Origin of the sequence: Simplicispira sedimenti (assembly GCF_022760965.1) — a bacterium.
Lineage (GTDB): Bacteria > Pseudomonadota > Gammaproteobacteria > Burkholderiales > Burkholderiaceae_C > Simplicispira > Simplicispira sedimenti.
Genome location: NZ_JAKVIJ010000002.1, coordinates 146,531 through 158,433 on the forward strand (window position 1 = coordinate 146,531; position 11,903 = coordinate 158,433).

Annotated in this window: 9 protein-coding genes; 5 read left to right on the top strand and 4 right to left on the bottom strand. The window is 68.5% G+C overall.

The window, feature by feature from the left end; all coding sequences use genetic code 11:
• Positions 1-10 precede the first annotated feature (10 nt).
• The 3 genes from MJ602_RS03185 to ftsY all read right to left on the bottom strand — a co-directional run bounded on the left by MJ602_RS03185 (position 11) and on the right by ftsY (position 5,321).
• Entirely contained in the window at positions 11-1,069 is a 1,059-nt protein-coding gene (locus tag MJ602_RS03185) for a hypothetical protein (protein ID WP_243019369.1), read from the bottom strand.
• Between the two features lie 65 nt (positions 1,070-1,134).
• Positions 1,135-3,786: an EAL domain-containing protein gene (locus MJ602_RS03190; RefSeq protein ID WP_243019370.1), complete on the bottom strand. Its 2,652-nt coding sequence runs from the start codon at positions 3,784-3,786 to the stop codon at positions 1,135-1,137.
• A gap of 134 nt (positions 3,787-3,920) precedes the next feature.
• The gene (gene ftsY / locus MJ602_RS03195) at positions 3,921-5,321 is read right to left on the bottom strand and encodes a signal recognition particle-docking protein FtsY (RefSeq protein ID WP_243019371.1); all 1,401 of its coding nucleotides are present in this window, start codon (positions 5,319-5,321) and stop codon (positions 3,921-3,923) included.
• A 28-nt stretch (positions 5,322-5,349) separates the two neighbouring features.
• On the opposite strand from ftsY, the gene MJ602_RS03200 reads away from it, so the two are divergent.
• The 5 genes from MJ602_RS03200 (at position 5,350) to coaD (ending at position 10,815) form a co-directional block, all read left to right on the top strand.
• Positions 5,350-6,783, top strand: a complete 1,434-nt coding sequence (locus tag MJ602_RS03200) for a M16 family metallopeptidase (RefSeq protein ID WP_243019372.1) — start codon at positions 5,350-5,352, stop codon at positions 6,781-6,783.
• 35 nt (positions 6,784-6,818) lie between these two features.
• Complete coding sequence (locus tag MJ602_RS03205) at positions 6,819-8,165, top strand: M16 family metallopeptidase (protein WP_243019373.1); 1,347 nt, start codon at positions 6,819-6,821, stop codon at positions 8,163-8,165.
• On the top strand, positions 8,162-8,833 hold the full coding sequence (rsmD, locus tag MJ602_RS03210) for a 16S rRNA (guanine(966)-N(2))-methyltransferase RsmD (RefSeq protein WP_243019374.1): 672 nt from the start codon (positions 8,162-8,164) through the stop codon (positions 8,831-8,833). Before MJ602_RS03205 ends, rsmD begins: the two co-directional genes overlap by 4 nt.
• A gap of 182 nt (positions 8,834-9,015) precedes the next feature.
• A complete protein-coding gene (locus tag MJ602_RS03215; RefSeq protein WP_243019375.1) occupies positions 9,016-10,029 on the top strand; it encodes a sulfate ABC transporter substrate-binding protein in 1,014 nt (337 codons plus the stop codon).
• 285 nt (positions 10,030-10,314) lie between these two features.
• Entirely contained in the window at positions 10,315-10,815 is a 501-nt protein-coding gene (gene coaD / locus MJ602_RS03220) for a pantetheine-phosphate adenylyltransferase (protein WP_162017244.1), read from the top strand.
• 1 nt (position 10,816) lies between these two features.
• Here the strand turns inward: coaD and MJ602_RS03225 are convergent, their stop codons facing one another.
• Entirely contained in the window at positions 10,817-11,896 is a 1,080-nt protein-coding gene (locus MJ602_RS03225; protein WP_243019376.1) for a zinc-binding metallopeptidase family protein, read from the bottom strand.
• Positions 11,897-11,903: the final 7 nt, after the last annotated feature.

Here is an 11,903-nt window from a genome sequence, read left to right on the forward strand (position 1 = left end):
GAACCGGTTCTCAGGCCACCAGGTCGATTTGCTGCGTGCTCCCCACGCCACCGTCTTCACGCAGGTACACGCTGGTGGCGCGCACGGCGCCCAGCGTGCGGTTGTCGGCCGTGCGCAGCGAGAACGGGGTGTCTGCTGCCGCCAGCGCCAAGGCACCCACACCGGCTTCTTGCAGGGTGCGCAGGTGGCCAGGCCCTTCGGCCTCTGGGGTCCACAGGCGCAGTTCGCCATACACGGTGTCGTTGGCATCGATCCAGCCGTTGCCGTCCTCATCGTGTTCGGCCAGTTCGCTGTAGCCGTTGCCCGTGGCGGGGCCGAACAGTTCGCGACCGTCGTCGATGCGCTGGTTCCGGTTGCCGTCCAGTGCCAGGTAGGCGCGCTGGCCTGCCAGCAAGGGCACCTGCTCGGTGTGGCCATCGCCGTCCAGGTCGAAGGCAAAGCGCAGGTCCTGCAACTGCGCGGCCGTGCCGTCAAAGTTGATGACCAGCGGATCCACCGGTTGGACCGCGTTGCCCAGGCGGACCAGCAGGTGCGTTTCCTCGCGGTAGCTGCGCTGCATTTGCAATTGCAGGCTGAAACGGATTTCCTGCCCATCGGCGGTGTGCACCACGCCTTGGGCGGCCCACTGGGTTTGCTCGGTTTCTTCGAGCACGGTGTGCTGTTCGAATTCCAGGCCGAATTCAGGGCGCGGGGATGCAGCGGCGGCTGCACGGGGGTCTTGCAGCACCACCGGATCGGCCGCTGGAGCGTCCGCCAGGCGCAATTCCTGCGCGCGGATGCCGGTCATGCGTTCGATCAGGTCGCGCACCATGGCCAGGTGCGGGGTCAGTGCCTTGGCGGGGTCGGCATCCCGCGCCTTGGTGCTGGACGCGGCCTGGGGCGCAGGCGCGTTGTGTGCCACGGCCGCAGCGCTGGCCGCGGCAAGTGCGCGGGCTGACGGCTGACCTGTGGCTGCGGCAGCGCGCGCTGGGCGCGGGCCTACCCAGGCTTCCAGCCGGGTGCTCTGCGCCTGCACGCGCGTGGCGCTGTGCTGCACCTGCCACTGCAGGGCAGAGGATGTGACTTTCATGGCCGGACTCCCAGGAGCGGATGCCGGCATATCGGCACAACAGCCGCGTTACTTGAGTCCTCGGATCAGGTGCGCTGCGCGCGCACGCGTTGCTCAAACAGCTCCAATGGCTCGGGGCGACCGAACAGGTAACCCTGGAATGCGCGGCAGCCATGCTCAATCAGGAAGCGGTGATGCTCGGGCGTTTCCACACCCTCGGCAATCACGCCCAGGCCGAGCATGTTGGCCAGGGCGATGATGGTGTGGGCGATGGCGGCGTCCTTGGGGTCCAGCATCACGTCGTGCACGAAGCCCTGGTCGATCTTGATCTGGTCGAGCGGCAGGCGCTTGAGATAGCTCAGGCTGGAGTATCCGGTGCCGAAGTCGTCGAGCGAGAAACCCAGGCCGTGCCGCTTGAGTGCATGCATGGTGGCGATGACGCCGGCCACGTCCTGCAGCAGCAGGCTTTCGGTCAGTTCGAGCTTGATGTGCGCCGGGTCCGCCCCGGTGGAGCCGATCAGGTCGAGCACCTGCGCAACGAAGTCTTCCTGGTGGAACTGGCGCGCGCTCACATTGATGGCCAGCGTCAGGTGGGCCAGCCGAGGGTCCGTGCGCCAGCGGGCCTGTTGGCGCAGCGCCGTTTCCATGGCCCAGTAGCCCAGTGGCAGGATGAGGCCGGTGTCCTCGGCCAAGGGCACGAAGAGGGCGGGCGATACCAGTCCCTTTTCAGGGTGCTTCCAGCGCAACAGCACCTCCGCGCCGGTGATCTGTCCGTCACTGTCCACCTGGGGCTGGTAGAGCAGCAGGAACTGGCCATTGCGCAGGCCGTCGTGCAGCTCGGTTTCGAGCAGGGCGCGCTGGTTCACCGCCTCCTGCATGTCCGGGTCGAAGAAGCGCAGGGTGTTGCGGCCTGCATCCTTGGCGCGGTACATGGCCAGGTCGGCCTGCTTGAGCACCTCGTCCACCGTGGCCTGGTGTCGCAGCAGCGTGGCACCGATGCTGGCCGTGAAATGGTGATCCTGCCCGGCCAGACGGTAGCTCATGCGCAACTGCGTCAGAAGCAGTTCGCCCAGCGTACGCACCTGTGCGGCCGCTTCGGTGGCATCGGGGCTGAGGTTCTGCAGCACCAGCACGAACTCGTCGCCACCGAGCCGCGCCACCGTGTCCTGCTCGCGCAGACAGGCGCGCAGGCGCTGCGCCACTTCCACCAGCAGCAGGTCGCCCACCTCGTGGCCCCGGCTGTCGTTCAGGGTCTTGAAGTTGTCAATGTCCACGAACAGCACGGCCGCATTCAGGCCCGTGCGCGCGCTGCCGGCCATGACCTGCTGCAGCCGGTCTGCCAGCAGCCGCCGGTTGGGCAGGCCGGTGAGGGCATCGTAGAAGGCGAGGTAGCGGGCTTCTTCCTCGGCGGCCTTGCGGGCGGAGATGTCGATGTCGATGCAGAACATCTCGGGGGGCTGCCCCGGTACCGCAATGCGCGTGTGGCTGGAGAACACATCGACGAGCGAGCCATCCTTGCGCCGCAGGCGCAGCTCGCCGGCCGGGATGGGCTGGCCGGTGGCGAACATGCGGGCGACATCCTTGCGTACCGGCTCGCGCATCTCGGTCGGGATGATCAGGTCCAGCAGGTTGCGGCCCAGTGCTTCCTGTTCGGTGTAGCCGTAGAGGGTTTCGGAGGCCTTGTTCCAGTAGCTCGTGGTGCCATCGGCGCGGTAGCCCTGCACCGAGATGGCGGGAATGTCGCGCAACAGCGATCGAAAGCGCAGTTCGGATTCGCGCAGCGCGTTCTCGGCCAGCGTGCGCTCGGTGATGTCGCGGGCGAGAAAGAGCACGGTGGCCTGACCGTTGACCAGTGTGCCCAGGGCGCGCCCCCGCCCTTCGAAGTGGCGTGGTCCGGACAGCGTTTCCATCACGTATTCGACGCTTTCGGTCTGGCCGCTGCGCAGCGTGGTGCGGATCAGTTCCATGAAGCGGTCCGCCTGGGCGGTCGGCAACACCTCATGCAGCCGTTTGCCCAGCAGCACGGTGGCGGGTGCTGCAAGTGCCGACTCTTCAGGTGACAGCACCTCGACATAGCGGCCCTGGGCGTCGAGCACCAGCAGTACATCGGGGATGGCGTAGGCAATCGCGTGCAGGCGCGCTGCGCTTTCTTGCAGCGCCTGCTCGGTGGTCATGCGGTCTTCCACGTCGCGCAGCAGCAACCCGACCAGGGCCGTGGCAGGCGCAGACAGCAGCAGCAGCAACAGCGTCAGGCGCTGGTTCATCTCCTGCGCCAGGGTGTCTGGCAGCCACTGGGCCATGCCCAGGGCCACGGCGTGCAGCAGCAGGCCGAAGCCGAGCAGCGGCACAGGCCTGACCTGGACGAGCCCCCGCTGCAGGGCCCAGCGGAAGGCCAGGCCCAGGGCGGCGGAAAGCACGATCACCGACAGGCCCACCCAGGTTCCGGCGCCGCCGATCCACAGGCGCGCGGTGCCCGCCATGACCACGGCCAAGCCAGCGACCACGGGGCCGCCGAACAGACCCGCCATGCTCAGCACCACGGAGCGCACATCGAAAATCGCACCAGGACCGACCGATACCAACGGGCTGAGCATGCTGATCGCGGCGATGCTGCCGAACAGCAGCCCCGAGGTCAGGCGCCCTGCCGTAGGCTTCTGTCGCCACAGCCGGATATGGCTGGCGTGCAGAAAGCACAGGGTCAGCAGCAGGGCAAGGGCTTTGACCAGTTCGGTGAACATGGGTGCGCGGACCAAACCACAGGACGCGTGGACGGATTCCTGGAGCCAAGAAGGCACCATCATGCGGCAATCGCCTGCCCGCGTAAACGGGGAAACCCGCCCCGTGGCCCGGTGGCCGGGGTGGGGCGTGGTCGTCAGCCCAGCAGTGCCTGGGCGAACTCGCGGGCGTTGAAGGTTTCCAGGTCTTCGAGCTTTTCGCCCACGCCAATGAAATACACCGGAACGGGGCGCTCCTGCGCAATGGCGGCCAGCACGCCGCCCTTGGCCGTGCCGTCGAGCTTGGTCACGATCAGGCCGGTGAGCTGCAGCGCGTCGTCGAAGGCGCGCACCTGGGCCAGCGCATTCTGGCCGGTGTTGCCGTCGATGACCAACAGCACCTCGTGCGGCGCCGTGGCGTCGGCCTTGGTGACCACGCGGCGGATCTTCTTCAGCTCTTCCATCAGGTGCAGTTGCGTGGGCAGGCGCCCGGCGGTGTCCACCAGCACCACGTCCTTGCCGCGCGCCTTGCCCGCGGTCACGGCGTCAAAGCTCACGGCGGCGGGGTCGCCGCCCTCCTGGCTGACGATTTCCACGGTGTTGCGATCGGCCCACACCCCGAGCTGCTCGCGCGCAGCTGCACGGAAGGTGTCGGCCGCCGCCAGCAGCACTTTCTGGTCGTGCTGGGCCAGGTGGCGTGTGAGCTTGCCGATGGAGGTGGTCTTGCCCGCGCCGTTGACCCCCGCCACCATGATGACGGTGGGTTGGTGCTCGCCAATCACCAAGGGCTTTTCCAGCGGGCGCAGCAGTTCGGTCAGCGCCTCGGCCAGCAGGCCCTTGACGGCGGCAGGCTCGGTGGCCTTGGCCTCCTTGACGCGGCGCTTGAGGTCGGTGAGCAGCCACTGCGTGGCCTTGACGCCGGTGTCGGCCATCAGCAGGGCGTCTTCCAGCTCTTCGTACAGCGCATCATCGATGCGCGTGCCGGTGAACACCGTGGCAATGCTGCTGCCGGTCTTGCGCAGGCCGGACTTGAGGCGATCGAGCCAGCCCTTGCGCGCAGGCTCTGGCGCTGGCTCCGCTGCCATGGGCGCCGATGCCATGACAGGGGCAGGGGCAGGGGCAGGGGCAGGGGCAGGGGCAGGGGCAGGGGCAGGGGCAGGGGCAGGGGCAGGGGCAGGGGCAGGGGCAGGGGCAGCGGGCGCCGCAGGTTCCGGCGCGGCGGGTGGCGCCGGGGCCAGTGTCGGCGCCGGGGGCGGAACGTCTGCTGTGGGCGTGGGTATCGACGGCGCAGCGGGGGCTGGCAGCACCTGCGCTTCAGGTGCTGGGGCCGCAGGAGCCGCAGGCGGCACGGCCACGGGGGGCGCGGCATCTGCGTTCAATGGCGCGATGGGCTTGTTCAGCCAGCCAAACAGGCCGCCGGCGTCGGCATCGCCGGTGGCGGCGGGCTTGGGCGGTGGTTCGGCAGGCGGCGAAACGGGCGAGGGCGCGGTCGGCTGTGCGGGTGCGCTGCCCTCGGTGGGCTGCGCAGGCGTGGGTTTCTTCTTGAAAAAACTGAACATTGGTGGGTTCGTAGAATCACTGCATTCTATGAAACACGCCACACCCCTCCTGGCCCTGTGGGCCTGTCTTGTCGCCGGGGCTGCCCTGGCGCAACCGGCGCGTGCGCCCGCAACCCCTGCCGCAGCGCAGGCAGCGGCGGGGCCGCAGCAGTTCCAGCTCTCCAACGGCATGCAGCTCATCGTGCAGCCCGACCGGCGCGCGCCCACGGCGGTGCACATGGTCTGGGTGCGTGTGGGCTCCATGGACGAGGTCGATGGCACCTCGGGCGTGGCCCACGTGCTGGAGCACATGATGTTCAAGGGCTCGCGCAGCGTGCCGCCGGGCGAGTTCTCGCGCCGCGTGGCGGCCCTGGGCGGGCAAGAGAACGCCTTTACCAGCCTGGACTACACCGGCTACTACCAGCAGATTCCGGCGCACCGGCTCGAAGACGTGATGCGCCTGGAAGCCGACCGCTTTGCCCACAACGAATGGCCCGACGCCGAATTCCGCAAGGAGATCGAGGTCGTCAAGGAAGAGCGCCGCCTGCGCACCGAAGACCAGCCGCGCGCCCTGTTGTGGGAGCAGCTCAGCGCGGCGGCCTTCACCGCCTCGCCCTACCGGCGGCCCATCGTCGGTTGGATGAGCGACCTGGACGCCATGACGCCCGAGGACGTGCGCCAGTTCCACCGCCAGTGGTACGTGCCGGGCAACGCCGCCGTGGTGGTTGCGGGTGACGTGGATGTGGCCCAGGTGCGTGCGCTGGCCGAGAAGTACTACGGCAGCATCCCCACGCGCGCCGTGCCCACGCGCAAGCCGCGCGCCGAGCCGCCCCAGCGCGGCCTGCGTCGCATCGAGGTCAAGGCCCCGGCCGAGCAGGCCTATGTGGCGCTGGCGTTCCGTGTGCCCGCACTCAGCGCGGTGGACGCCCCCAGCGCCGAAGACCGCGACGCGCTGGCGCTGATCGTGCTCTCCGCCGTGCTCAGCGGCTACGACGGTGCACGCCTGGAGCGCGCGCTCACCCAGGGCGCTCAGCGCGTGGCCGACAGCGCCGACAGCGGCGCCTCCGTCATGGGGCGCGGGCCTGCGCAGTTTGTGCTGACCGGCGTCCCGGCCCAGGGCAAGACGGCGCGGCAGGTCGAAGACGCCCTGCGCGCCGAACTGGCGCGCGTGGCCCGCGACGGTGTGAGTGCGGCCGAGCTGGAGCGCGTCAAGACCCAGTGGATCGCCGCCAAGGTCTACGAGCGCGATTCCGTCATGCGCCAGGCGCAAAGCCTGGGCCAGCACTGGGTGCAGGGCTGGCCGCTGGACGCCGAAGACCGTCTGCTGGCGCAGTTGCGCACCGTCACGCCGCAGCAGGTGCAGGCCGTGGCGCAGCGCTACTTTGGCGACGACCAGCTCACCGTGGCCACCCTGCTGCCCCAGCCCCTGCCTGCAGGCGCCGCCCGCCCCGGCAGCGCGCCCGCCGCAGCCCACCGCCATTGATGCCCGACGACCGGGCCTACCCAGGATTCATCGCCATGAATGCTATTAAAATTATAGCTGCTCGCGCTTTATTCATAAGCGCTGGTGTGCTTTTTTGTGCCCAATCCGCCTGGGCGCTGCTGCCCATCCAGCACTGGCAGGAGCCCAGCGGCGCCCGCGTCTGGCTGGTGGAAAGCACCGCCATCCCCATGGTGGATGTGCAGATCGACTTTGACGCCGGTGCCCGGCGCGACCCGGCCGAACAGGCCGGTCTTGCGCAGGCCCTGGCGGGCATGGTGTCCAAGGGCGTGCGCGCCGGGCGCGGCTTTGCCGCCCTGGACGAAAACGCCCTGGGCGAAGCCTGGGCCGACCTGGGCGCGCAGTTCGAGGCCAGCGCCGGGCGCGATGCCCTGAGCTTCTCGCTGCGTTCGCTCACCGAGCCCGCCTTGCTCGACAAGGCCGTGCACCTGGCCGCGCGCCAGATGGCCGAGCCCGCCCTGCCGCCCGAGGTGTGGGCGCGCGAGCGCGAGCGCTGGAGCGCCAGCCTGCGCGAGGCCGACACCCGGCCCGGCACCGTGGCCGCCAAGGCGTTTTCGAGTGCCGTGTTTGGCAGCCATCCCTATGGGCAGCGCCCCACGCCGCAAACGCTGGAGCGCATCCAGGTGGCCGACCTGCAGCGCTTTCACGCCCAGCACCTGGACGCCTGCCGCGCCCGCGTGCACATCGTGGGCGCCGTGGGCAAGGCGCAGGCGCGGCTGCTGGTGGCTGCGCTGCTGGCGCGCCTGCCGGCCTCCAGCCCCTGCGCCCCGCTGCCCGCCGTGCCTGAGGTGGAGCCGCTCAAGGCTGCAGCGCAGCAGAACATCCCCTTTGCCTCGGCCCAGGCCCATGTGTACATCGGCCAGCCCGGTTTTGCGCGCAAGGACCCCGACTTCATCGCGCTGCTGGTGGGCAACCACATCCTGGGCGGCGGTGGCTTTGTCTCGCGCCTGACCGAAGAGGTGCGCGAAAAGCGCGGCCTGAGCTACAGCGTGTACAGCGGCTTTGCGCCGGGCCTGCATGCGGGCGCGTTCAGCATCAACCTGCAGACCCGGCCCGACCAGGCCGCGCAGGCCGTGCAGGTCGCGCGCGAAGTGGTCGAGCGCTTCGTCGCCGAAGGCCCCACCGAAGAAGAACTGCGCGCCGCCAAGGACAACCTGGTGGGCGGCTTTGCGCTGCGCATCGACAGCAACCGCAAGCTGCTGGCCAACGTGGTCAACATCGCCACCTACGGCCTGCCGCTGGACTACCTGGATGGCTGGACGCGCCGCGTGGAAGCCCTCACCGTGGCCGACGTCAAGGCCGCCATGGCGCGCAAGCTCCAGCCTGCGCGCATGGTCACCGTGGTGGTGGGCGCGCAGCCATGAGCAGCCGCCTGAGCATGGCCAAGGTGCAGGCTGCCCTGCGTAAAGGTGTGGCCTCTGCCGCTGCCCCGGTCCGCAGCGCAGCCTCGGCCGCAGCGCCAGTGCGCGCCCAAGGCGCCCAGGGCGCGGGCGAAATCCGCATCATCGGCGGGCAATGGAAGCGCACCCGCCTGCCGGTGCCCCAGCGCCCCGGCCTGCGCCCCACGCCCGACCGCGTGCGTGAAACCCTGTTCAACTGGCTGGGCCAGGATGTGACCGGCTGGCGCTGCCTGGACGCCTTTGCCGGCACCGGCGCCCTGGGGCTGGAGGCCGCATCGCGCGGCGCCGCATCGGTGCTGCTGGTGGAGCAGGACGGCGAGCTGCTGGCGCGCCTGCAGCAGCACGTGCTGCGGCTGCAGGCCACCAGCGTGCAGCTGCGCCGCGGCGACGGCGTGGCCGCACTGCGCCAGTGCGCCCCCGCCAGCCTGGACCTGGTGCTGCTCGACCCGCCGTTCGACAGCGCGCTGTTCCAGCCCGCCCTGCAGGCCGCCGCCCAGGCCGTGGGCCCCCAGGGCTGGGTCTATCTGGAAGCCCCGCAAGCCTGGGACGCGGCCCTGGCCCCCCTGGGCCTGGCGCTGCACCGCCATCTGCGCGCCGGTGCGGTGCATGCGCATCTGCTGCGACAGGCGTGAGATAAACACCCCCTGCGGCGCCTGCGGGGCGGCCCTTGCGCGGGAGCTCAGGCCTGAGGGGCGCCGGTTTACCGGGTTTTTAGATGTTTTGGTAATAAAAAACCAAAAACACAGTAGTTCCAGTTTTGAAGTGTGGATTCCACAATCCTTTCACCACACCACAAAACCACAGGAACTACACCATGAATTTTCGCCGTCGTTTCATCCAGCTACCCCTGGCCGCCGCTGTACTGACCCTGGGCGCCGCATCCGCCTGGGCGCAGGGCGTGACCCTGCTCAACGTGTCCTACGACCCGACGCGTGAGCTGTACGTGGAGTTCAACCAGGCCTTTGCCAAGCACTGGAAGGCCCAGACCGGCCAGGACGTGACCATCAAGCAAAGCCATGGCGGCTCGGGCAAGCAGGCGCGCTCCATCATCGACGGGCTGGAGGCCGACGTGGCCACCCTGGCCCTGGCCGGCGACACCGACGCGCTGCACGCCAACGGCGGCTGGATCGCCAAGGACTGGCAGAAGCGCCTGCCGCACAACAGCGCGCCCTACACCTCCACCATCGTGCTGGTGGTGCGCCAGGGCAACCCCAAGGGCATCAAGGACTGGGACGACCTCGTCAGGCCCGGCATCAGCGTCATCACGCCCAACCCCAAGACCTCGGGCGGCGCGCGCTGGAACTACCTGGCGGCGTGGGAGTTCGCCAAGCGCAAGTACGGTGGCGATGCCAAGGCCAAAGACTTCGTGACCAGGCTGTACGCCAATGTGCCGGTGCTCGATACCGGTGCGCGTGGCTCTTCGGTGACCTTCGCGCAGCGCAACCAGGGCGATGTGTTCATCAGCTGGGAGAACGAGGCCTATCTGCTGGAGAAGGAGTTTGGCAGCAAGGTCGATGTGGTCTATCCCTCGCTGTCCATCCTGGCCGAGCCCGCCGTCACCGTGGTGGACAAGAACGCAGACCGCAAAGGCACGCGCGCCGTGGCCGAGGCCTACCTGAAGTACCTCTACACCGAGGAAGGCCAGGACATCGTGGGCCGGCATTTCTACCGCCCGGCCATCTCCGAGAAAGCCAAGGCCAAGTACGCCAAGCAGTTCCCTGCGCTGCAACTGTTCACCATCGATGCCGCCTTTGGTGGTTGGGAAAAGGCCGCCAAGGACCACTTCGCGGACCACGCCAGCTTTGACCAGATCTATATAAAAAAATAAGAGAAAAATTGGCATCAAGCGCTCGTCCATCAAGCGCTGGCAGCTATCAAAATAGAAGCAAAGGAACCACCCTATCCACCTTGTGGATCGCAGGCAGTCCGTCGGAGCGTTCGTGCCTTGCCAGTCTTGCAGGATCCCGTGGGGTGGGGCATCACCGCGTGCCTGTGTGCTGCGGTCGGTGCGTGGTGGCGCGGTACGGATTCGCCGAATCTGCTACCGTGACGCGTGAATAGAAACGGCTGCACCGCTCGTCAATGTGGTGTGGTGCCTGGGAGCCCCAAAGACATGTCACGCAAACTACTCGCTGTTTACCCTGGAACCTTTGATCCCATCACCTTGGGGCATGAAGACCTGCTGCGCCGCACGGCCCGCCTGTTTGACGGCGTGATCGTCGCCGTGGCCATTGCACACCACAAGAAAACGCTGTTCAGCCTGGACGAGCGCATGGACATGGCGCGCGAGGCGCTGCGCGACTGCCCCCAGGTACAGGTCGAGCCCTTCGAGGGGCTGGTGACGGCCTTTGCCGCCGCGCGTGGGGCCTGTGCCATGGTGCGCGGCTTGCGCTCGGGCACCGACTTTGATTACGAGTTCCAGCTTGCAGGCATGAACCGCGCCCTCATGCCGCAGGTGGAGACGGTGTTCCTCACCCCTGACAGCCGCTACCAGTCCATCAGCAGCACGCTGGTGCGCGAGATTGCCACTTTGGGCGGCGACGTGGCGCAGTTCGTCTCGCCCGTGGTGCACGAGCGGCTGATGCAGAAGCTGGGTCGCGCAGCGCGGGCGTGATTCAACTGCTGCTGGCCTGCTGCACCGTGTCGTGCACAAAGCGCAGCTTGCACCATGCCCCAGCCGACAGGGCAAAGGGGTAGGCGTCGGGCTGACCCAGGCTGCGGTTCAGGCTGTTGAGCAGCAGCGTCAGCGGCACCCATTGGCGCACCAGGGTGTCGAACGGTGGCGCGGGGTGGGCGAACGGGTTGGCGACTTGCTCGCGCACGATGCCGTGGGCGCCGGGCACCCGCAGGGCGGTGTCGTATGCGGAAGCGGTCTCCAGCAGATCGACCATGTGCAGGTAATGCGCCCAGGTCTCGGCCCAGTCTTCCCAGGGGTGAGCGGTGGCGTAGGCGCTGACATGCTGTTCTTGCCAGTCGGGTGGTGGGCCGTCTGCATAGTGGGCAGACAGCGCGGCGGCGTAGTCCCGGCGCTCGTCGCCAAACAGGGCGCGAAAGGCGTCCAGCCGGCCGCCTTGCTGCACCAGCCGTTCCCAGTAGAAGTGGCCTGATTCATGTCGCAGGTGGCCCAGCAGCGTGCGGTAGGGTTCGTGCAGGGCCAGGCGGCGGCGCGCGCGCTCCACATCGTCGGCCTCGGCCACGTTCAGCGTGATGGTGCCGCCCTGGTGCCCGGTGAGGATGGCTGGCCCGCCCGGTTGGTCGGCCAGCAGGGCGTAGCGGGGGCTGGCCTGCGCGGCGGCGTTGTCGGCCGTGCCTTGCAGGCCCAGGCGCGCCAGGGTGTAGAACAGTTGGCGCTTGGCTGCCTCGATGCGTGCCCAGTGCTGGCGCAGCAAGGGGTCGGTCAGCGCGGGCAGCATGTGCGTCTGGCGGCAGGCCAGGCACAGGTGGTGCGGGCTGTGGGCGGGCAGGGCGAAGTTGCAGCCGCCCCCGTCGTCGCGGTGCGTGCACAGGCGGTAGCGTGCCGCTCCGGGTGCAGGGCTGCGCTCCTGCCATAGCGCTGGGGCATTCCCTGGTGCGGGTTCGAGCGCGCGCAGGGCCATGGCTTCCGGCACAAAGGCCAGCGTGCTGCCGCAGCGCACGCAGTGCATGCTGTCAAAAAACACCAGGTGGCCGCAATGGCTGCATGGATAGACCTGCATGGCGTGA